Consider the following 21306-nt stretch of genomic DNA (forward strand, 5'->3'; position numbering starts at 1 on the left):
TCCTTCGCGCCTGCGGGCGCGAACTCTGCGAGGCTTTTTCGGCCGGATTCAGGCACAAAAGCGGTGATTGCCGATCACTTTGATCAGGGGCCTGCTCCAGATCCAGGCGCTGGTGGCGGTGCTGGGGTTGAAATAGTAGATGGCCCCGCCGCTGGGATCGGCGCCGTTCAGCGCCTCCCGGGCGGCCCGCACCGCCGATTCGCTCACCGGCTGGTCGATCTGCCCGTCCACCATGCAGGTGAAGGCCCCCGGCTGATACACCACGCCGGCGATGGTGTTGGGGAAGGAGGGGTGTTCCACCCGGTTGAGGATTACCGCCCCCACCGCCACCTGTCCGCTGTAGGGTTCTCCTCTGGCCTCGGCGGAGATGACCCGGGCCAGCAGATCCAGGCTGGCGGTCTGACTGGAGCTGCCGGAATCGCTTCCGCCGCTTCCCATCCCCAAGGCCCGCAGAGTGGCCGGCCCCACAATGCCGTCCGCCGTCAGACCGTTTTTCTGCTGGAAATACTTCACGGCCCGGGTGGTGGCGCTGCCGAAGATGCCGTCCACCGCGCCGTCGTAGTAGCCCCAGTTTTTCAGCTTGCTCTGGATGATGCGCACCTGTTCGCCGGTGGAGCCCTGCCGGTAGGTGGCCGCCTGGGCCTGCTGGGCCAGGACAATCACCGCGATATTTAACAGGAAAAGCAGAGTCAAAGCCCCTGCCAGTCTGCGTTTGCTGCCGTCCATCCTTTCTTCCGCCTCCCTTTCTCGGTTGAGGCTAGTGTACGGAGGGAAAGGGGTGGTTATGAGCGGCAATCTGTGCCATGGCGGGAATAGGACGGCAGGGAATGGGACATACTGGAAGGAAATCAGGAAAGGATGTGGCAGCGATGGTGCAGGGCGTGTCCCGCCAGGTGATTGTGGTGCGGTCTCCCGACCCCCGCTTTTTTGAGCAGGCTATTTTTATCGTTAAGGAGGACGCCTTCAAGACCAGCGTGACAGCGGACGAGATACTTCAGGAGGCCCGCCGGGCGGCAGACGGCTACCTGCGGCAGCACACCCGCTGGAACAGGCTGTGGACGCGGGTTCCCGGCCCTGTGTACGCCGCGGCCGGGGCGGTGGGAGCAACCCTGTGCTGGTGTCTGGCCCTGGCGCTGTAGTTCCTTGCGGCCTGAGCAGTGTATTCAGCCACGCACATGTCGCGGCTGAATACCGATTTCCACTTCCTTCGCGCCTGCGGGCGACAGAATCATACTGAAATTCGTCATTTCCGGGGACATGTGCCTCGGAAATGACACTTCTCATGACGGATCGGGTGACTATTTCGCAAGAAATCGAGGCCGATCCGTCATGCAGCCTTTTGTCGGAAAAGGCCAACGGCCTTTTTCGACAGTCTCAGGCCTGCCGCAAAAATGCGGCAGGCCCCTTTTTGTCTGATTCAGTCCAGGTATTGAATGCCGGCGCCGATGACGCCGTCGCCAATATAGACGCTGAGCGTGGCGTCCAGAGCGCCCTCCCAGCAGTGTTCATAATCGGGGAAGGCGGAGCGCACCTTGGCGGAGAGCTGGGCCATCTCCTCCGGCGCGCCGCCGTTGGCTACGCCCAGGTTATACCGCCTGCCCGGCTGGAATTTCTGCCGCAGCAGGTCCACGATCTTGTCCTGGACCTGGCGGCGGCCCCGCACCTTGGCCACGCTTTGCAGCTGCCCGTCCTCTGCGAAGGTGATGATGGGTTTGATGCTCAGCATGGTACCCGCCATGGCGGCCACCTTGCCGATCCGCCCCCCTTTGTAGAGGTACTCCAGGGTGTCCACCGAGAAGAAGGGGAAGGTGTGCTCCACCAGGAAGGGTACCCGCTGGGTGAGAAGCTCCTCCCACCGCGCACCCGCCTGAATCTCCTCCCAGAGCTGGAGCACCATAATGCCCAGCCCCAGAGACCCGCTTTTGGAGTCAAAGGCGGCCACCTCCAGATCCTCCCGCTGTTCGGCCTGAAGACGCACCATATTGTAGGTCCCGGAGAGGCCGCCGGAGAGCATCAGGGCGATGACCTTCTCGTACCCGTCGGCTTGAATCTGATCCAAGGTGTCGCTCACCATGCCGCCCTCGGGCAGCGAGGTGCGGGGCAGCTCTCCCTGGTGAAGGCGCTGGTAGACATCCTGCGCGAAAAGATCCACACCGTCGGAAAATTCCCCGTCCTCACAGATGATTTTCAGCGGCACCGTGTAGATTGGCTTGCCGGCGCGCATCTCGGCGGTGAGATCGGCGGTGGAGTCGGTCAGCAGCGCAATTTTATCTGGATTTGACAAGGTCATCATCCTACTCTATAATAATGATTACGGTCGCATAACATTGTTATGTTACTATTATAGCGTGAACATACAGGAACTGTCAAGGGGGGGCGGGTATGGATTACCATCAGCGCCGGCAGATGCAGGCCAGGCAGACGGAGCAGGCGATTTTGGAGGCGGCCATGGTGCTGGCCCGGGAGCACAGCTTTGACAAGGTGTCCGTCCGGGATATCTGCCAGCGGGCGGGGATTACCACCGGCGCCTTCTACCATCACTTCCGCTCCAAGGAGGACCTGCTCTCCCGGGGCTTTTCCCCTCTGGATCAGCACATGGAGCGGGCGCTGGCAGAGCACAGGGAAGACCCGCCGGCCCAGCGGCTGTGGCTGATTTTGTCCACCTACGCCCGCTTCACCGAGGAGCAGGGGTGGGAGCTGGTGGCCCGCTACTATCAGCGGCGGCTGGACGCCCCTGACGACGCGGCCTCCATGGACCCCACCCGGTTTACCCTTCGTGCGGTGCGGGAGTGCCTGTGCCAGATGGAGCAGGAGGGGACCTCCATGCCGGGCTGTACGCCGGAGTGGCTGGCGGACTTTCTCTTCCGGCATTTCCGGGGTGTGGTGGTGGACTGGATTCTCCACCGGGGGAGCTACCCCTTATTATCCCGCCTGGAGCAGGACTATACCCTGTTCAGCCGCACCTTCCGAGCAGACTGAAATTTGGCCTGGACAGGCAACATGTCCGCCGGGGACGCATATGCATCCTTGACGGAGGTGAGGGCCATGTCCAGGCTTTTTTCCAGGCAGAGGGCGCGGGAGCTGTTTTTGGGTCTGGGGCTGACGGGCGCCACTGTGGCGCTGTTGCTCAATCCCCAGGCGTCCATGGAGGCGGCCCGCACCGGCCTGCGGCTGTGCGGCAATGTGATCATCCCGTCCCTATTTCCCTTTTTTGTGCTCTCCGCCCTGGTGGTGGAGCTGGGCCTGGCAGGCTGCCTGGGCCGGCTGCTGGAGGGAATTATGCAGCCCCTGTTCCGTGTGAACGGCGCCTGCGCCTGCGCCCTGGCCCTGGGCTTTATCGGCGGCTATCCGGTAGGGGCCAAAACGGCCATCGGCCTGTATCAAAGCGGAATGTGTACCAAAACGGAGGCCCAGCGGCTGCTGGCCTTCTGCAACAACTCCGGCCCGGCTTTCATCCTGGGGGTGGTGGGGGCCGGAGTATTTGCCAGCAGCCGGGTAGGGGTGCTGCTCTGTCTGGCTCACGCCCTGGCGTCGGTGTGCGTGGGGGTACTGTTCCGGTTTTACGGCGCCGGGAGGGACGGCGGACGGCAGGGAAGGGGCGGCTTGCCGCCCCGGTTTCAGGCCAGGCGGTTTACCGCCGCCTTTACCGATGCGGTAAAAAATTCCTTTCTCTCCACCCTGAATATCTGCGCCTTTGTCATCTTTTTCACCGTGGTACTCCAGCTTTTGGCCGCCACCGGCTTTTTGCCCGGCCTGGCCCGGGTGCTGGGTACGGTGCTGGCTCCTCTGGGGATGACGCCGGAGTGGGCCGGGCGTCTGCTTACCGGTCTGGTGGAGATCTCCTCCGGGGTGTGGACCCTCTCGGGGGAGGGACCGCTGGGCGGCCGGCTGACCATGGCGGCTTTCATTCTGGGCTGGGCGGGCATCTCCGTTCACTGCCAGGTTCTCTCCTTTCTGGGGGACAGCGGCCTGTCCCCTGCCACCTACCTGGTGGGTAAGCTGCTCCACGGAGGTCTGGCCGCCCTGCTCACCGCCGCCCTGGTGCAGATCGTGCCTCTGGAGGCTCCGGTGTCCGACTACTTGGCCCAGCAGGTGGCCGACATCGCCGGTACCGATTTTTCCAGTGCTCTGGTGTGGTCGGTGGTGTGGGCGTGGATCGTGTTTCTGCTGTTTTTCCTGGCCGCCGCCGCCGGGGCCAGAAAAAAACTTGGCAAGGGCGGCAGCTCCATGCTATAATATGGAGCAAGAAAAGCAACCCCGCAGGGGGAGGAGGCGATCTCGTGCTGTTCCAAAAGAAGATGGAGCCCCGCTGTGCCTACTGTAAGCGGGGGACCCAGCTGGATGAGGAGAAGATCCTCTGCGCCAAAAAGGGCGTGGTGTCCCCCTCGGGGAGCTGCCGGGCCTTTCAGTACGATCCCCTCAAGCGGGTGCCGCCGCTGCCCAAGGCCCCGGATTTCAGCGCCCTGAAGGACGAGGATTTTACCCTGTAAAAATATCCGCCTCCGCCGTTTTTTCCGGCGAAGGCGGATATTTTTATCCAATCCCGCTCACCTTTCGGGTGGCGGTGTGGTAAATGGGCTTCCACTCCACCTTGCGCACCAGCGCGGCGATGGAGATGGGAATGTAGGTGAGCATGAAAATGGGAAAGGTGAGCACATAGCCCAGCTTCTTCCCGGCGGGCGCCTGGATGCGGCGCCATTCGGACAGGACGGTACACAGTCCGTAGAGCAGCAGCCCCAGGTAGAAATTGCTCACGGCGGAGAGCAGGAAGCCCACCGTCTCCTGTATGACCTGAGCGGCCAGATAGACAGGCTGAGTGAGGCAGGCGGCCAGGATCACGCCGTTGAAAAGCAGCATGGCCAGGGTGAGCAGCATGCCGGGGGCCACCGTGACAAACATATCATAGCAGGAGATCCCCAGCCGGCCCGGGCGGAAGAAGCCCCGGATCAGCGGAAAGGTGTATGCCCGGTCCACCTGGTAAAATCCCTTGGACCAGCGCAGCCGCTGATCCCAGGACTGGCGGAAGGTCACCGGCTGCTCGTCATAGATTACCGCCTTGTCGCAGTAGCCGATTCGCCGGCCCTGGATGGCGCAGTCCACGGAGAACTGGATATCCTCGGTGAGCAGGTGGAAGGGCCAGCCTCCGTTTTCCTCAATGACCCGGGCGGACACCAGAAAGCCGGTACCCGACACATGGCAGTTGGTACCCAGCAGAGTCCGGGGGAAGTTGAGGAAGCGGGCCTCCCGCAAAAACCAGATGGAGTAGCCGGCGGAGATCCAGTTGGCGCCAAAGTTTTTGGAGTTGCGGTAACAGGTGACGGCGTCATAGCCCCGGTCAAAGGTGCGGTTCATCTCCCAGACAAAGTCCGGGTCCACCAGATTGTCGGCGTCAAAGACAAAATAGCCGTCGTAGTTGTCTCTGCCCGACTCCTTCAGACGGTGGAAAAGATAGTCCATGGCGTAGCCCTTGCCCCTGTGGAGCGGGTCCAGCCGCTCATAGACAACGGCACCCGCCGCCCGGGCGGTGTCCGCGGTGCCGTCGGTACAATTGTCCGCCACCACATACAGGTCCAGCAGTTCCCTGGGGTAATGCTGCCGGCGGAGACTGTCCAGCAGCTCCCCGATTACCCCCTCCTCATTGCGGGCGGAGATCACCACCGCGAAGCGGTGCAGCCGGCCGGGCTGGTGGCGGTCCCGGTGCCTGCGGCAGAGCAGGCCCACCACCAGGTAAAGCCCCTGATACAGGTACAGCAGGGTAAACAGGATGGCAACGCTCCAGTTCAGCGCCTTTACAAGTTCTAAAATTGTCATGGTATGCAGGCCCTCCAAATGTCGTGAAACCAAACCGCACCGGAGCGGGAGACCCCCGCTTCCGGTGCGGTTTATCATAGCACGCTTTGGAGCTATTACAAGAGTGTTACAAATCAATTAACAAAAGATTAATAGAAAGTTTTTGGATCATTTATAGAAACGTAAGAATTGTGGCAGAGGTGTGTCAGGCGATCCATGATCTGGCGGCATCAGGTGAGTGGCTGAATCAGGGGGCGGAGCGCGCCGTCCAGCACCATCAGGCGGAAGGACCCCTGAAGGTCCTGGATGGAAACGTGGGAGAGCACAGCCTCATCCTCCGTAAATGTTCCCAGATAAACGGCGGTGAGCGCCTGCCCGTCGTAGCAGGCCAGGTACAGCCCGCTGCCTGCTTCAGGCGTGCCGTCCTCCCACCGGACGGTGAATTGAAGGGTTTGCTCGCCGGAAGAACGGATGAGCAGGCTGCCCACCTGAGTCTCCCCGTCTCCGGCGTCCAGAAGGGGGATGGGCGGGGTACCGGACACGGTGAGGTCAATGGTGTACAGGATCCAGGGGCTGCCGCCCAGGGGATCGGCCAGGCCCAGGGTGATTTCCGCCTGGCCCGGGCTAAGGGCCAGGATGGAAACCGTCCCGTCGCCGGCCAGGGATACGGCGGCCACCTCTCCGTCGGAAGAGGCGGCATAGCTCAGCTGCAGGTCGGGGGTGGAGTAGGTATATTCCGGATTGGTGTGGCGGAGCAGATACCGCTGCTGTTCCCCCTCCCACACCTGGAGGGAGAGGGGGGCATCCTCCGCCTGGGGTAGCTCCAGATACTCCATGGCCGTATCCACCGCCACCGTGACGGCCTGAGGCGTGTCCGGGACGCCCGCCTCGCTGCCCGGCCGGTTGGAAAACAGCTGTACCCAGTACATGACCCCGTCCCCGTCGGTGAAGCAGCCGATGCCCCCGCAACGATTGTTGCTGGCCAGAAGGTTGTTCCGGTGTCCGGTGGAGTTCATCCAACCGTCCATTACCTCCGCCGCGCTGCGGTAATGGACGGCGATATTTTCCCGGTTGGCCTTGCTGCTGACGGTGAAGCAGCTGGAATTGTCCGGCCGGGTGTGGGAAAAATACACGGCAATCTCCGCCGCCCGCTGCATGGCGGCCTGGGTCAGCTCGGCATCCAGGGTGATGGGGGAGACCCCCGCCTCTGCCCGGCAGGCGTTGATGAGCGCCAGCTCCTCCCAGGCGGCAGCATAGTCAAAGGTGCCGCTGAGGTTGACGGTATAGGTCCCCTGGGGGTCAGGCCCCTCGTCTTCCGCTCCGCCGGTCAGAGCGGCCTCTATGGCCTGATAGGAGGCGGGGTTGTATCCGCCGGTCCAGGCGTAGCGGATGCGTCCCTCCCTGTCCAAAACAATGTTGACGGCGTAGGAGACAATGTTATAGTCCGGGCTGATGATGCCGGCGGCCTTGAGATAGCTCAGGGCGGCCAGCCCCCCGCCCGTGGACCAGGCGTAGGTGATGCGGTCGTTGACGGCAATGTTGTCCATGTAGCGCTCCAGGGCGTCGGCGGAGGGGTTAACGGAGCTCAGACGGCAGCCGATGGCAATAATCTGAACGTCTTAGTTGTCCGCCAGGCTGCTTCGCGCCAGGCCGCTCAGGGTGCCGTTAGAGTTGGAGCAGCCGCCGGAAATCCCGAAGAAGACCAGCAGCCGCAGCTTGTCGCTGTATGAATCCTGAGTAATCGTCTCCCCGCCGCTGGTGACGGCGGACCAGGTGATGCCTTCTGCGGAGGCGTTTACATCCTCAGGCAGGTCAGCCGCCCGGGCGGCGGGCAGACCTGCCCAGAACAGCATGAGAATTGCCGCGAGAACCGGTAAAACACGTTTTTGTACGTTTCGCATGGAGGATTCCTCCTTCTGGTGTAGGTGAGACTTTGTACAAAAAAAGCGTATCACGAAATAACTGCGCAATCAATACGGAAAAGGGGAAAACTGCAAAAAAACCGCCTGTCCCTCCATGGATTGGCAGAGAAAGAACCGCATAGAAAAACGGGCCGGGGCAAAGCTATGTTCGGATTCCCAATCCAAACAAAACACGTAAGGAGATGCAAAGCGTATGTCTAACACCAACAGCAACCAGCCCGTGGTGTCCAGCGCCCGTGAGGCCCTGAACAAGTTCAAGATGGAGGCCGCGCAGGAAGTGGGCGTCAACCTGAAGCAGGGCTACAACGGCGATCTGACCAGCCGTGAGGCCGGTTCTGTGGGCGGCCAGATGGTCAAGAAGATGATCCAGGCCTACGAAAACGGCATGAAGTAAACGGACTCCCGACAGGCGCGGGGCGGAGGTTTTCCTCCGCCCCGCGCCGTTTTGCGGGCAATACTTGTATTTTGCCCTTTGGGCAGATATAATAGTAAAGGTGCAAATCCTGTAAGCCGGCAGGGGAGCGCCTGCGGCATTTATTTGCAAAGGAGAGGTTTTTATGTCCAATATTTGGCATGATATGAACCCTGCCCGCATCCAGCCGGAGGATTTTATCGCGGTCATTGAAATTCCAAAAGGCAGCAAGAAGAAATACGAGCTGGATAAGGAGACCGGCCTTATCATTCTGGACCGGGTGCTCCACACCTCCACCCACTATCCTGCCAACTACGGCTTCATTCCCCGTACCTACGGCGACGACGGCGACCCTCTGGATGTGCTGGTGCTCTGTTCCGAGGCCATGGACCCCCTGACCCTGGTGCGTTGTTATCCGGTGGGCTACATCTCCATGCTGGACGGCGGGAAGAATGACGAGAAGATTATCGCCATCCCCTTTTCCGACCCCACCTACAACGGCTACCAGGATCTGATGGACCTGCCGCCCCATATTTTTGACGAGATGGCCCACTTCTTTTCCGTGTACAAGGCTCTGGAGGGGAAGGAGGCGGTAGCTGGGGACGTGAATGACCGGCAGGCCGCCATCCGGGTCATCCGCCAGGCCATGGAGCACTATGCCGAGTGCTTTCTGGGCGGCCGGGCCAAACAGGCGGGTCAGGAAACCTGAAGAAAAATGAAGGGAAATTTAATGGTTTTTTCCATACCTTGAGCTTCAATTGTGATAAAATAGGCCATCTAAACTAAAAACGCCCTTTCAGAGAGGAACGATTCCCATGGATTCACGATATGACTGCCTGGTGATCGGCGCCGGTATGGCCGGCGCCGTGGCCGCCCGTGAGCTGGCTGAGCGGGGCGGCCGGCGGGTGCTGGTGCTGGAGCGCCGCGCCCATGTGGGAGGCAACGCCTATGACTGCTTTGACAAGGCCGGCGTGCTCATCCACCAGTACGGCCCCCACATTTTCCATACCAACAGTAAGCGGGTATTTGACTATCTGTCCCGATTCACCGCCTGGCGCAACTATCAGCATCAGGTGGTGGCCAACATCCCGGAGGGGACGGAGCGGATGGAGCTGCCGGTCCCCTTTAATCTGATCTCCCTGCGGGCCGTCTTCCCGCCGGAGCAGGCCGCCGCCCTGGAGAAAAAGCTGCTGGCTGCTTACGGGCCGGAGCGGAAGGTGACCATTCTGGAGCTGCGGGAGAGCGCCGACCCGTCCATCCGGGCCTTGGCGGATTACGTATATGAGCATGTCTTTGTCCACTACACCGTAAAACAGTGGGGGCAGAGGCCGGAGGAGATCGACCCGGCCACCACCGCCCGGGTGCCGGTGTTTTTGTCGGAGGACTGCCGGTATTTTCAGGACGAATATCAGGGCATGCCCCTGGAGGGCTATACCCCCATGTTCCAGCGACTGCTGGACCACCCGGATATCACGGTGGAGACGGGGGTGGACGCTCTGGAGCGGTTGGAACTGACGGAGGAGGGAATCCTGCTGGACGGGGTCCCCTTCGGCGGACTGGTGCTCTATACCGGCGCGGCGGACGAGCTGTTCGGTTTCCGGTATGGCCGGCTGCCCTACCGCACCCTGGACTTCACTTTTGAGACCTATCCGGTGGACAACTGGCAAAGCCATGGCACGGTGAACTACACCATGGACCAGGAGTACACCCGTATCACGGAGTTTAAGTATCTCACCGGCCAGGAGCTGCCCGGGGTGACCACCGTAATGAAGGAGTATTCCCGCGCTTACACCGGGGCCGCCGGGGAGATCCCCTATTATGCCATCATCAACGCAGAGAACAATGCCCTGTACGCCCGGTACAAGGCGGAGGCGGACCGCTGGAGCAACCTGCATCTGCTGGGCCGTCTGGCGGAATATAAATATTACAACATGGATGCCATCGCCGCCAGGGCGCTGGAGCTGTGTGACGAACTGCTGAAATGAGGAACCTACACATGTCAAAGCTCATCACATTTGCCGTACCCTGCTATAACTCCGCGGCCTACATGGATCACTGTGTCCGCACCCTGCTCACCGGCGGGGAGGATGTGGAGATCATTCTGGTGGACGACGGCTCCACCAGGGACGACACCCCCGCCATCTGCGACCGGTACGCGGCGGAATACCCCACTATTGTCAAGGCCATCCACCAGGAGAATGGGGGCCACGGCGAGGGGGTGAATCAGGGTCTGCGCCGGGCCAGCGGCCTGTACTACAAGGTGGTGGACTCCGACGACTGGCTGGAGGAGCGGGCTCTGGCGGCCGCACTGGACAAGCTGCGGGAGTTTGCGGCCATGGAGCGGCCGGTGGACATGCTCATTGCCAACTATGTCTATGAGCACGTGGAGGACAACACCCGGAAGGTGATGCGGTACACCAACGTGTTTCCCGAGGGGAAGGTGTTTTCCTGGAACGAGATTGGGCGGTTCCGCCCCTCTCAATATCTGCTGATGCACTCGGTGATCTACCGCACCCAGCTGCTGCGGGACTGTGGGCTGGAGCTGCCCAAGCACACCTTTTATGTGGACAACATCTTTGTCTACCAGCCCCTGCCGTGGGTGAAAAGCATGTACTACATGGACCTGGACCTGTACCGCTATTTCATCGGCCGGGCGGACCAGTCTGTGAATGAGAAGGTGATGGTTACCCGGGTGGACCAGCAGGTGCGGGTGACCAAGCTGATGATTGAAAGCCACGATCTGCGGCAGCTCCGGGGTTCCCAGCCCAAGCTGGCCCGGTACATGGTCAACTACCTGTCCATGATGATGACCATCTCCTCCATCTTCCTCATCATCGACGGTTCTCCTGCCGCCCTGGGGAAGAAGACGGAGCTGTGGGAGTACCTGCGGGCCAGGAGTCCGGAGCTGTACCACAAGCTGAAATACCGCTCCCTGTCCTTTGTAAGCAACATTCCTGGCTATCAGGGCCGGAAGCTGTCGGTGCGTTTGTACCGCCTGGCCCGAAAAATTTACAAGTTTAACTAAAAAATGCGGAGTCTCTCTTGAGGCTCCGCATTTCCTGTTCAGAGCAAGGCTCTGGCCCGCTCCAGCAGCTTGGTATATACCTCGTCCATTTCCCACTCGCAGGTCAGCTCCAGCAGACGGTCCGCCGGCAGCCAGGCCACCCCGGTGTTTTCCCCCTCCCGAAAGTGGAGGGCGTCTCCCTCCTCGGCCACCAGCAGATAGCTGACGTTGAGGTGCTGGTGGGAGGAAACCCACCGCCCCCGCTTCACATGGCCCCACACCGGCAGAATATCCAGGGAGGCAATGGCCGTGCTCAGGGGCCGGACGCTGGCCGCCCCCGTCTCCTCCCTGGCCTCCCGCAGGGCCACCGACAGCAGGTCGCCCTCCCCGTCGGCATGGCCGCCGGTCCAGGCCCATACCTTGTAGATGTTGTGGTGGGCCATCAGCACCTTGGTGCAGTCCCGATTTACTACAAAGCCGGAGCTGGTGAGGTGGGCGATCCTGTTCTCACGGGTGAGAATGTTTTCCGGGAACCGGCGGATGTAGTCCAGCATCAGTTCCTTGTCTGCCGCCTCCTGCTCTGTCTGAGGCACATAGGCGGCAATGTCGTCTAAATACATCGCTTACACCCTCTCGTAGGTCACATAGCGGAAGGACAGCCCCTCATGCTCCAGGGGCTCGTTTTCCTCGACAATTTTCCAGGCCGGGTCGGCGTCCAGGTTGGGGAAAAATACGTCGGCGGGCCAGGTACGGTGGATTTTGGTGAGGTAGGCCCGGGTACAGTAGGGAAGCAGCGCCTGGTATACGCTTCCCCCTCCGATCACAAAGGCGTTCTCCGGAGCCGCCGCGAGCAGGCTGTCCAGGTCCCGGAACACCTCCGCTCCCTCCGGAGCGAAGGCGAGGTCCCGGGAGAGAATCAGGTTCCGCCGGTTTTTCAGGGGGCGGCCGCCGGGAAAGGTGGCCAGGGTTTTGCGGCCCAGGATGACGGCGTGGCCGGAGGTGAGGGCCTGAAACCGTTTCAGATCGGCGGGAATGTAGCACAGCTGATCCCCGCCCTTCCCAATGGCCCAGTTCTGGTCCACCGCTGCAATGACGTTCATCATACGCCCCCTCCTTATACCGCCACCGGGATGGGCTGCTCCAGGGGGTGGTAGCGATAGCCCTCCAGCTGGAAGCTGTCTCTGGTAAAGGCGTAAAAATCGGTGATTGCCGTATCCATCCGCAGTTGGGGTACTTCATAGGGGGTGCGGGAGATGATCTCCTCCACCACCGGCACATGGCGGTCGTAGATGTGGGCGTCGGCAATGACATGGACCAGCTCCCCCGCCTCCAGAGCGGACACCTGGGCCAGCATGTGGACCAGGGCGGCGTACTGCATCACGTTCCAGCCATTGGCGGTGAGCATATCCTGGGACCGCTGGTTGAGAATGGCGTTGAGGGTGTGTCCGCTGACGTTGAAGGTCATGGACCAGGCGCAGGGGTAGAGGGCCATCTGATGCAGGTCATGATGGTTGTACAGGTTGGTCATAATCCGCCGGGAGGCGGGGTTGTGCTTCAAATCATAGAGCACCCGGTCCACCTGGTCAAATTCCCCCTCGGGGTAGATGTGTTTCACCCCCAGCTGGTAGCCGTAGGCCTTGCCGATGGAGCCGCGCTCGTCCGCCCAGGCGTCCCAGATGTGGCTGTTCAAATCGTGGATGTTGTTGGACTTTTTCTGCCAGATCCACAAAAGCTCGTCCACCGCGCTTTTGAAGGCCATTTTCCGGATGGTCTGGATGGGAAACTCCGCCCTCAGATCATAGCGGTTGACGATGCCGAATTTCTTCACCGTGTGGGCCGGGGTGCCGTCGTCCCACCGGGGACGCACCTGTTGGTCGGTATCCCACACCCCGTGGGCCAGAATGTCCTTGCAATTCTGGATGAACAATTCGTCGGCGCGGCTCATGGCAATCCTCCTGTTTTTGAAATGGACCCTTTTCTTTTTTGAACTGGAAATGGCAGGAATTCTGTGCTATCTTATACCTATCAGTATAACGCCCGGGAGCGTGATTGCAATGAAAGAAGCCGACCAGAAGCCCGCCCTTCATATTGGACTGCGCAACCTCAAGACCGCCCTTTCCGCCTCCCTATGCGCCCTGCTCTACTACTTTTTGGGGCAGCGCAACCCCGCTTTTGCCTGCATCGGGGCCATCTTCGGCATGGGGGCCAACATGGACCACTCCAAGCTCCACGGGGGCAACCGCCTGTTTGGCACCATCATCGGCGGCTTTTTGGGTATCGTCCTCTACCGGTTCTACCTGATCTTCTACCCGGAGGGGGACGGCCATCTGCTGCTGGTACCCCTGCTGTTTGTGGGTGTGGTCATCCTCATCATCCTGGCCCAAATTTTCTGGGTGGGGGCGGTGCAGCCAGGCGGTGTGGTGCTCTGCCTGCTGCTGTTCTCCATCGGGCCGGACAACTACATTTCCTACTCCCTCAACCGCATGCTGGACACCGGGGTGGGGGTGGTTATGTCCCTGCTTATCAACTGGCTGCTCCCGAGGGAGCGGCTGGACGCCTGGCAGGAGGCGGTCAAAGCCAGGCTCGGCAAAAAAGAACCTACAGACTGAGTGTACCCAACAGGCCTTCGCCATGAAGGCCTGTTATATTTGCGTTGGCAATTACATTGTGCAATCCGCAGCCGGAGACAAATACCTCGGTATAGTTGGGGGCGTGTCCCCGCCACAGCCCGTCCTTTTCCTCCTCGAAGAGCACCGGCAGGGTCCGGCCCACCCAGCCCTCCAGCCAGGAGCGGTGCATCTCCCGGGCCACGGCGCCCGCCCGGTGGACCCGGTCCTCCTTCACGGCGTTGGGGAGTTGGCCGGGCATGGACGCGGCGGGGGTGCCGGCGCGGCGGGAATAGGGGAAGATGTGCATGGCGGAGAAGGCGCACCTCTGGATGAAATCCAGGGTCCGGGCAAATTCCTCCTCTGTCTCCCCGGGAAAGCCCACGATGAGATCGGTGGTGATTCCGGGGCGTTCAAAGTGGTCCCGGAGTAATTTTACGCTCTCGGAATACCGGGCGGTATCATATTTCCGGTTCATCCGCCGCAGCACGCTGTCACAGCCCGACTGCATGGACAGGTGGAAGTGGGGACAGAGGTTGGGAAGGGCGGCCCCCCGGCGGCAGAATTCCTCGGTGATGGTGCGGGGTTCCAGAGAGCCCAGCCGCACCCGGCAGCCGGGGGCGGCGGCGCACACTGCCTCAAGGAGCGCGATAGGCTGGGGCCTGTCCGGCAGATCCCGGCCCCAGGAGGAGATTTCGATGCCGGTGAGCACCAGCTCCTTGTAACCCTCCTCCGCCAGCCGGGCGGCCTCGGCGGCGGCCTGCTCCAGGGGCAGAGAGCGGACGGGACCCCGGGCGTAGGGGATGATGCAGTAGGAACAGAAGTTGACGCAGCCATCCTCCACCTTCAGCATGGCCCGGGTGCGGCCCTCCAGCCCGCCGGCGGGCAGATGCTCGTAGGTGCGGCGGCGGAGGGCGTCGTCCACCTCCACCACCTGGCCTCCGTCCGGGCTGAGGGCCTCCAGCCGGTCCAGAAACTCCATCCGGCGGGCCGAGCCCATTACCAGGTCCACCCCCAGCTCCTCCACCGCCTGGGGGTCGGTCTGGGCGTAGCAGCCGCACACCGCCACAATGGCGTGGGGGGCGCGCTTTCTGGCCTGGCGGATCATCTGCCGGGATTTTTTATCGCTCACCGCCGTGACGGTGCAGGTGTTGATGATGTAGGCCTCCGCCGCCCCGTCAAAGGGGACCAGGGTGTGGCCCCGGCGGGTGAGCTCCGCCTCCATGGCCTGGGTTTCATACTGGTTGACTTTGCAGCCCAGGGTGTAAATGGCAACTCGCATGGTGATTCCTTTCGACCCAATCCGGCTCTTTGTGAAAATAACAGAATTTCACGGTGGACGGGACATTTCCGTTGAATTTTTCCCCCCATGAAGTCTATAATGAGGACAGCCCCTATTATAATACGGATTGAAGCAAGCCACAAGACGCAAACGCGTCCAGGGTGTGGAAGGGCTTCGGGAGGTGCTCTGCAATGTCAATGTCCTCGTTTGAAGTTTCTCTGTCCTCCATTGAGGACGTGCGCCGGTTTGTCGATGCGGCCAGCCGCTGCGCCTGCGAGATCGACGTGTGCTCCGGCCGGTATGTCACCGACGGGAAGTCCATTATGGGCCTGTTCTCCCTGGATTTGTCCAAGCCGGTGCGGGTGGTGGTGCAGGGTACCGCCGATGACGAGCTGGAGTTTGAGCGGAATATGGAGGCCCTTGGGGTCCGCCGGGCGGAATGAGCGCCGGCGGCCGGGCCGCTTCTCTTGGCGGAGCGCCCCGAAAGGGGCGCTTTTTTGTGGCGCCTGCTTTACAAGGGCCGGGCCGCCATGGTAAAATGACATGCTTTTTTGGAGAGGGGGAGCAGGATGGAGGGTCAACATCCCTTTTTTGCCTACCTGTCCCGGATGCGGTACATCAACCGCTGGGGACTGATGCGCAATACCGTTCAGGAGAACATTCAGGAGCACTCCCATATGGTGGCGGTGCTGGCCCACGCCCTGGCGGTGATCCGGCGGGACGTGCTGGGCCGGCCGGCCGACCCCGGCCTGGCGGCGGCGGCGGCCCTGTACCACGACGCGCCGGAGATTCTCACCGGCGATCTGCCCACTCCCATCAAGTACTACAGCCCAGACATTCGGGACGCCTACAAGCGGGTGGAGCAGGTATCCGCCGGCAAGCTGCTGGCCATGCTGCCTGACGAGCTGCGCCCCGCCTATGAACCCCTGGTGCGGGAGGAGTACGACCCGGACACCCGGGCCTTGGTGAAGGCCGCCGACAAGCTTTCGGCCTACATCAAGTGCGTGGAGGAACTGAAGGCGGGCAATGGGGAGTTCCGCCAGGCCGCCGAGCAGACCCTGGAGGCCCTGAAGGGCTACAGCCTGCCGGAGGTGGACTATTTTATGGAGCATTTCCTCCCGGCCTTCGGCCTGACCCTGGACGAGCTGGGATAAAGAGAGAAAGGAAGTCTGTATATGAGAGCCATTGTCACCGTTCTGGGCAAGGACCGGGTGGGCATCATGTCCATGGTGTGCGCCCTGCTGGCCCAGCACAACGTCAACATTCTGGACATCAGCCAGACCATTCTGCGGGATTATTTCACCATGGTCATGCTGGTGGACGCCGCCCAGTGCGACCTGCCCTTTGCCGAGCTGGCCGCCCTGCTGGAGCGGGAGGGAAAAGAGCGGGATCTGTCCATCCGCGCCCAGCGGGAGGATATCTTCAACGCCATGCACCGGATCTGAGGGTGGACTGCCATGATCAATACCACAGAAATTTTTGACACCATCCACATGATTGACCAGCAGCACCTGGATGTGCGTACCATCACTATGGGCATCTCCCTGCTGGACTGCGCCGACGCCGACCCCAACGCCGCCTGCCGGAAAATCTATGATAAGATTTGCCGCCGGGCGGAGCGGCTGGTGGCCACCGGCCAGGCCATTGAGGCCGAGTTCGGCATTCCCATCGTCAACAAGCGGATCTCGGTAACCCCCATCGCCCTGGTGGCCGGGGCCTCCGAGACCGAGAGCTACGTCCCCTTTGCCGTGGCCCTGGACAACGCCGCCAAAGCGGTGGGGGTCAACTTCATCGGCGGTTTCTCCGCTCTGGTGCAGAAGGGGGCCACCAAGGCCGACCGGTGGCTCATCAACTCCATCCCGGAGGCTCTGGCCCGCACGGAGCTGGTATGCTCCTCCGTCAATGTGGGCTCCACCCGGGCGGGCATCAACATGAACGCGGTGGGTACCATGGGCCGGGTGATCAAGGAGACCGCCCGGCTCACCGCCGGGCAGGGCGGCTTCGGCTGCGCCAAGCTGGTGGTGTTCTGCAACGCGGTGGAGGATAACCCCTTCATGGCCGGCGCCTTCCACGGCGTGGGGGAGCCGGACTGCATCATCAACGTGGGGGTCTCCGGTCCGGGCGTGGTGTACCACGCCCTGAAAGAGGTGAAGGGGCAGCCCTTCGACGTGGTAGCCGAGACCATTAAAAAGACCGCCTTCCGCGTGACCCGGATGGGCCAGCTGGTGGCCCAGGAGGCCAGCCGCCGGCTGGGCGTCCCCTTTGGTATTGTGGATTTGTCCCTGGCTCCCACCCCCGCCATCGGGGACAGCGTGGCCCGCATCCTGGAGGAGATGGGCCTGGAGACCTGCGGTACCCACGGCACCACCGCCGCCCTGGCCCTGCTCAACGACGCGGTGAAGAAGGGAGGCGTCATGGCCTCCTCCCACGTGGGCGGCCTGTCTGGTGCCTTCATCCCCGTCAGTGAGGACGAGGGCATGATCGCCGCCGCCCGCTCCGGCGTGCTCCATCTGGACAAGCTGGAGGCCATGACCTGTGTGTGCTCCGTGGGCCTGGACATGATCGCCGTCCCCGGGGATACCTCCGCCGCCACCATCGCCGCCATTATCGCCGACGAGGCCGCCATCGGCATGGTCAACTCCAAGACCACCGCCGTGCGCATCATCCCCGCCCCAGGCAAGACGGTGGGAGACACGGTGGAGTTCGGCGGCCTGCTGGGCTGGGCGCCCGTCATGCCTGTCCATCCCCAGAGCGCCGAGACCTTTATCGCCCGGGGCGGCCGGATTCCCGCCCCTATGCAGAGCCTGAAAAATTGAGCTATGATGGCTTCACGCTGACAAAAAGGCCGCCTGCATGCGGCCTTTTTTCCAAGGAGGTGTTTCTTATGCCAACCGATCGCACCGCCTGCCCCTATGACTGCCCCGAGGGCTGCTCCCTGCTGGCGGAGGTTCAGGACGGCCGGCTTACCGCCGTCACCGGCGATCCGGCCAACCCCTATACCGGCGGCTGGGTGTGCGCCAAACTGCGGGCGCTGCCCCAGGCGGTCCACAGCCCGGAGCGCATACTCACCCCCCTCCGCCGGGCGGGAAAGAAGGGGGAGGGGCGCTTTGTCCCCGTCTCCTGGGCGGAGGCGTCGGAGGAGATTGCCGGGCGCTGGAAGGGCCTGATTGCCCGGTATGGACCGGAGACCCTTCTCCCCTACTCCTACGCCGGCACCATGGGTGCGGTCCACCGCAACTGCGGGGAGGGATTTTTCCGGGCGCTGGGCGCCAGCGAACTGGTGCGCACGCTGTGCAGCTCGGGCAAGTCCGCCGGCTGGCAGACGGTGATGGGGAACAGCTGCGACCTCTCCCCCTGGGAGGTGGCCTGCAGCGACCTGGTCCTGCTGTGGAGCGCTAACCTGCCCGCCACCCGGGCGCATCTGATTCCCATCCTCCGGCAGGCCAGGGAGAGAGGAGCCAGGGTGGTGCTCCTCGACGTATATGAAACGCCTTCCGCCCGTCTGGCGGACGAAACCATCCTGGTCCGACCGGGGAGCGACGGCGCCCTGGCCCTGTCCATGCTCCAGGTGCTGGCGGCGGAGGGGTATACGGAAGAAGCCTATCTGGCCGCCCACACCACCGGCTGGCAGGCCCTGAAGGCCACCCTGGACCGCTGGACCCCGGAGATTACCCAGGTCGTTACCGGGCTGGAGCCGGAGACCGTCCGGGCGTTGGCCCGGGCCTATGGGCGGGCCGCGGCCCCCTGTATTGTGCTGGGCAGCGGGTTCTCCCGGTCCGGCAACGGGGGCGAGACCACCCGGGCCATCGCCGCCCTCCCCGCCGCGGTGGGCGCCTGGGCCAAACGGGGCGGCGGCACCTATGGGGTGTGCTCCGCCCCAAATCTGGTGGACAAATCCCTGCTGAAGCTGCCCGAACTGGCCCGCCCCGGCGTCCAGCGGGTGAACATCAACCAGCTTGGACCCGCCCTGGCGGGGGAGGGGCTGCGGACCCCCATCCACGCCCTGTACGTCTACCACGCCAACCCGGCGGCGGTAACCTCCGGCCAGAACGCCATCCTCCGGGGCCTGGCGCGGGAGGACCTGTTTACCGTGGTCCACGAGCGGTATCTGACCGACACGGCCAGGTATGCCGATCTGATTCTTCCCGCGCCTTATATGGTGGAAACGGAGGATTTGTACACCTCCTATGGCTACCGGCAGATTCAGTATGTGCGCCCGGTGCTGGCACCGCCCGGTGAGGTGAAGAGCAACTGGGAGGTATTTGTCCTGTTGGCGCGGGCCATGGGCTTGGCCCACCCTCTGTTTGAGCGGAGTGTGGGCGCGCTGTGCCGGGAGCTGGTGGAAGGCAGTCCCTGGCTGACGGCAGAGCAGAAGGACCGGGTGCTGACGGGGGAGCCGGTGGTGCTGGAGGCGCCCTTCCCCCTGCCTGTAGAGACGGCGGACGGGAAAATTCACCTGGCCGATCCCGCCCCCATCACCTGGTATCCCCCTCACGGCGGGCCGGAGCCCTTCCGGCTGGTGTGCGCCCCGGCGGTCCACACCCTCAACTCCTCCTTCAACGAGTGCCGCGCGCTCGCCGCGCTGCGGGGAGAGATGGCGGTGCGGATGAACCGGGCGGATGCGGCGGCCCTGGGCCTGACCCACGGGGACCGGGCGGTACTGTCCAACGAGTTGGGAGAGATGACCTGTCTGGTATCCCTGGACCGGGAGGTGGCCCCCGGCGTGGTGGTGGCGGAGGGGGTATACCCCGGGCCTGGTACCGTGAACTGCCTGACGCACCCCCGGCTGTCCGACCTGGGGGCGGCCACCACGCTCAACGACAACCGGGTATCCGTCCGGCGGGCGTAGTGGAACTTGTAATATTTTCCGGCGGTTGCGTCTTTTTCCTCTGGTCAAATCTTCCTGAGCGGTGTATGATAGGGGCATACAGAACCCCAAAGCAAAATGAGAAGGAGTGACCTCACTATGATGATCGGATTGAATACCTCCAACGCGGTTCCCTTCCTTCCCCAGGACTGGCTGACCAGCCGCATGGACGCCCTGGAGAGCGCCCGGGTCAAGCTGGAGAACGGCAGCGGTCTGGGCGGCGAATATACCGGCTGGGTCCATCTGCCCCGGGATTATGACCGGGAGGAATTCGCCCGCATCCAGAAGGCGGCGGAGAAGATCCGCAGTGACTCCCAGGCCCTGGTGGTTATCGGCATCGGCGGGTCCTATCTGGGCGCCCGGGCGGTGGTGGAGCTGGTGAATTCCCCCAACTTCAACCTGGCCCACAAGGACGGCCCGGCTATCTATTTTGCCGGCAACGGCCTGTCCACCGACGCCATGCTGGAAGTGATCGAGCTGATTCAGGATAAGGACTGGTCCATCAATGTGATCTCCAAGTCCGGCACCACCACCGAGCCCGCCGTGGCCTTCCGTATTTTCAAGAACCTGCTGGAGGAGAAGTACGGCAAGGAGGAGGCCCGCAAGCGGATCTATGCCACCACCGACGCCAAGCGGGGCGCTCTGAAGGGCCTGGCCGATGCGGAGGGGTATGAGGAGTTTGTGGTGCCTGACGCCATCGGCGGCCGGTACAGTGTGCTCACCGCCGTGGGGCTGCTGCCCATCGCCTGTGCCGGGGTGGACATTGCCGAGCTGATGGCCGGCGCGGAGGAGGCCATGGAGGCCCTGGCCGCTCCCGGCGCGGACAACCCCGCCTGGCAGTATGCTGCCGCCCGCCATGCCCTGTATACCGGCGGCAAGAGGGTGGAGATTCTGGTGGGGTATGAGCCTTCCTTCCGCTTCTTTGCCGAGTGGTGGAAGCAGCTCTACGGTGAGAGCGAGGGCAAGGAGAACAAGGGCCTGCTCCCCGCCAGCGTGGAATTTACCGCCGACCTGCACTCCATGGGCCAGTACATCCAGCAGGGTGAGCGGCTGATGCTGGAGACGGTGGTCCGCTTTGAAAAGAGCCGGGGCAGCGTCACCATTCCCCATGATCCGGACAATGTGGACGGCCTCAATTTCCTGGCGGGCAAGGACCTGTCCTTCGTGGCGGAGCAGGCCATGCGGGGGACTCTTCTGGCCCATGTGGACGGCGGTGTACCCAACCTGATGATTACCGCTCCCGGTCGGTGCGCCAAGTGCGTGGGCGGGCTAATCTATTTCTTCGAGTATGCCTGCGGCCTGTCCGGCTACCTGCTGGAAATCAATCCCTTCGACCAGCCCGGCGTGGAGGCCTACAAGAATAATATGTATGCACTGCTTGGCAAGCCCGGCTACGAGGACAAGCGGGCGGAGCTGGAGGCCC

24 protein-coding genes are annotated in these 21306 nt (G+C 62.5%); 15 read left to right on the plus strand and 9 right to left on the minus strand.

The features are described 5' to 3' along the window. Positions 1-48: 48 nt before the first annotated feature. Positions 49-726 (minus strand): spore cortex-lytic enzyme, encoded by a 678-nt coding sequence (gene sleB, locus Q0J74_RS04815; protein WP_297211400.1) that lies wholly within the window; start codon positions 724-726, stop codon positions 49-51. A 143-nt stretch (positions 727-869) separates the two neighbouring features. On the opposite strand from sleB, the gene Q0J74_RS04820 reads away from it, so the two are divergent. Then, positions 870-1139, plus strand: coding sequence for a translation initiation factor 2 (locus tag Q0J74_RS04820; RefSeq protein WP_297211465.1), 270 nt, complete (start codon positions 870-872; stop codon positions 1137-1139). A gap of 278 nt (positions 1140-1417) precedes the next feature. Here the strand turns inward: Q0J74_RS04820 and Q0J74_RS04825 are convergent, their stop codons facing one another. Then, entirely contained in the window at positions 1418-2290 is an 873-nt protein-coding gene (locus Q0J74_RS04825) for a DegV family protein (protein WP_297211403.1), read from the minus strand. A gap of 92 nt (positions 2291-2382) precedes the next feature. Between Q0J74_RS04825 and Q0J74_RS04830 the strand changes: the two genes are divergently transcribed. From Q0J74_RS04830 to Q0J74_RS04840, 3 genes are all read left to right on the plus strand, one after another. Next, complete coding sequence (locus Q0J74_RS04830) at positions 2383-2979, plus strand: TetR/AcrR family transcriptional regulator (RefSeq protein ID WP_297211406.1); 597 nt, start codon at positions 2383-2385, stop codon at positions 2977-2979. Between the two features lie 66 nt (positions 2980-3045). Further along, the gene (locus Q0J74_RS04835; RefSeq protein WP_297211409.1) at positions 3046-4236 is read left to right on the plus strand and encodes a nucleoside recognition domain-containing protein; all 1191 of its coding nucleotides are present in this window, start codon (positions 3046-3048) and stop codon (positions 4234-4236) included. 44 nt (positions 4237-4280) lie between these two features. Next, positions 4281-4490: a hypothetical protein gene (locus tag Q0J74_RS04840; RefSeq protein WP_297211412.1), complete on the plus strand. Its 210-nt coding sequence runs from the start codon at positions 4281-4283 to the stop codon at positions 4488-4490. A gap of 43 nt (positions 4491-4533) precedes the next feature. Here the strand turns inward: Q0J74_RS04840 and Q0J74_RS04845 are convergent, their stop codons facing one another. The 3 genes from Q0J74_RS04845 to Q0J74_RS04855 all read right to left on the minus strand — a co-directional run bounded on the left by Q0J74_RS04845 (position 4534) and on the right by Q0J74_RS04855 (position 7691). Continuing rightward, positions 4534-5811, minus strand: a complete 1278-nt coding sequence (locus Q0J74_RS04845; protein ID WP_297211415.1) for a glycosyltransferase family 2 protein — start codon at positions 5809-5811, stop codon at positions 4534-4536. Positions 5812-6020: 209 nt separating this feature from the next. Then, on the minus strand, positions 6021-7337 hold the full coding sequence (locus Q0J74_RS04850; protein ID WP_297211417.1) for a CAP domain-containing protein: 1317 nt from the start codon (positions 7335-7337) through the stop codon (positions 6021-6023). 72 nt (positions 7338-7409) lie between these two features. Next, a complete protein-coding gene (locus Q0J74_RS04855) occupies positions 7410-7691 on the minus strand; it encodes a hypothetical protein (RefSeq protein WP_297211420.1) in 282 nt (93 codons plus the stop codon). Positions 7692-7905: 214 nt separating this feature from the next. On the opposite strand from Q0J74_RS04855, the gene Q0J74_RS04860 reads away from it, so the two are divergent. The 4 genes from Q0J74_RS04860 to Q0J74_RS04875 all read left to right on the plus strand — a co-directional run bounded on the left by Q0J74_RS04860 (position 7906) and on the right by Q0J74_RS04875 (position 11149). Beyond that, the gene (locus tag Q0J74_RS04860) at positions 7906-8106 is read left to right on the plus strand and encodes an alpha/beta-type small acid-soluble spore protein (RefSeq protein WP_297211423.1); all 201 of its coding nucleotides are present in this window, start codon (positions 7906-7908) and stop codon (positions 8104-8106) included. 163 nt (positions 8107-8269) lie between these two features. Then, complete coding sequence (locus Q0J74_RS04865) at positions 8270-8833, plus strand: inorganic diphosphatase (protein WP_297211431.1); 564 nt, start codon at positions 8270-8272, stop codon at positions 8831-8833. A gap of 106 nt (positions 8834-8939) precedes the next feature. After that, complete coding sequence (glf, locus tag Q0J74_RS04870; protein ID WP_297211434.1) at positions 8940-10109, plus strand: UDP-galactopyranose mutase; 1170 nt, start codon at positions 8940-8942, stop codon at positions 10107-10109. Between the two features lie 11 nt (positions 10110-10120). Continuing rightward, complete coding sequence (locus tag Q0J74_RS04875) at positions 10121-11149, plus strand: glycosyltransferase family 2 protein (protein WP_297211437.1); 1029 nt, start codon at positions 10121-10123, stop codon at positions 11147-11149. 38 nt (positions 11150-11187) lie between these two features. Here the strand turns inward: Q0J74_RS04875 and Q0J74_RS04880 are convergent, their stop codons facing one another. Genes Q0J74_RS04880 through thyA form a run of 3 tightly spaced genes read right to left on the minus strand, consistent with a single transcriptional unit; the run spans position 11188 to position 13073 of the window. Continuing rightward, the gene (locus tag Q0J74_RS04880; protein ID WP_297211438.1) at positions 11188-11748 is read right to left on the minus strand and encodes an NUDIX hydrolase; all 561 of its coding nucleotides are present in this window, start codon (positions 11746-11748) and stop codon (positions 11188-11190) included. 3 nt (positions 11749-11751) lie between these two features. Continuing rightward, on the minus strand, positions 11752-12231 hold the full coding sequence (locus Q0J74_RS04885) for a dihydrofolate reductase (RefSeq protein ID WP_297211440.1): 480 nt from the start codon (positions 12229-12231) through the stop codon (positions 11752-11754). 11 nt (positions 12232-12242) lie between these two features. Beyond that, a complete protein-coding gene (gene thyA / locus Q0J74_RS04890; RefSeq protein WP_297211443.1) occupies positions 12243-13073 on the minus strand; it encodes a thymidylate synthase in 831 nt (276 codons plus the stop codon). Positions 13074-13182: 109 nt separating this feature from the next. On the opposite strand from thyA, the gene Q0J74_RS04895 reads away from it, so the two are divergent. Next, complete coding sequence (locus Q0J74_RS04895; protein ID WP_297211445.1) at positions 13183-13737, plus strand: FUSC family protein; 555 nt, start codon at positions 13183-13185, stop codon at positions 13735-13737. On the opposite strand, the gene mtaB is transcribed toward Q0J74_RS04895, so the two are convergent. After that, positions 13727-15016 carry a tRNA (N(6)-L-threonylcarbamoyladenosine(37)-C(2))-methylthiotransferase MtaB gene (gene mtaB, locus Q0J74_RS04900; protein ID WP_297211448.1) on the minus strand — a complete coding sequence of 430 codons (1290 nt, stop codon included), beginning with the start codon at positions 15014-15016 and terminating at the stop codon, positions 13727-13729. The two genes, Q0J74_RS04895 and mtaB, sit on opposite strands and share 11 nt — an antisense overlap. Before the next feature lie 197 nt (positions 15017-15213). Here mtaB and Q0J74_RS04905 point away from each other — a divergent pair, with 197 nt between their 5' ends. From Q0J74_RS04905 to Q0J74_RS04930, 6 genes are all read left to right on the plus strand, one after another. Then, complete coding sequence (locus Q0J74_RS04905; protein ID WP_297211468.1) at positions 15214-15459, plus strand: HPr family phosphocarrier protein; 246 nt, start codon at positions 15214-15216, stop codon at positions 15457-15459. Positions 15460-15585: 126 nt separating this feature from the next. Further along, positions 15586-16170, plus strand: a complete 585-nt coding sequence (gene yfbR / locus Q0J74_RS04910; RefSeq protein ID WP_297211450.1) for a 5'-deoxynucleotidase — start codon at positions 15586-15588, stop codon at positions 16168-16170. A gap of 21 nt (positions 16171-16191) precedes the next feature. Next, positions 16192-16461 (plus strand): ACT domain-containing protein, encoded by a 270-nt coding sequence (locus Q0J74_RS04915; protein ID WP_297211453.1) that lies wholly within the window; start codon positions 16192-16194, stop codon positions 16459-16461. A 12-nt stretch (positions 16462-16473) separates the two neighbouring features. Beyond that, entirely contained in the window at positions 16474-17832 is a 1359-nt protein-coding gene (locus tag Q0J74_RS04920) for a PFL family protein (protein ID WP_297211456.1), read from the plus strand. A 68-nt stretch (positions 17833-17900) separates the two neighbouring features. After that, positions 17901-19865 (plus strand): molybdopterin-containing oxidoreductase family protein, encoded by a 1965-nt coding sequence (locus Q0J74_RS04925; protein ID WP_297211459.1) that lies wholly within the window; start codon positions 17901-17903, stop codon positions 19863-19865. Between the two features lie 117 nt (positions 19866-19982). After that, positions 19983-21306: glucose-6-phosphate isomerase (locus tag Q0J74_RS04930; protein WP_297211462.1), on the plus strand; the 1324-nt coding region annotated here is incomplete at its 3' end.

The sequence above is a fragment of the uncultured Flavonifractor sp. genome (assembly GCF_944387675.1).
Taxonomy (GTDB): Bacteria; Bacillota; Clostridia; order Oscillospirales; family Oscillospiraceae; genus Flavonifractor.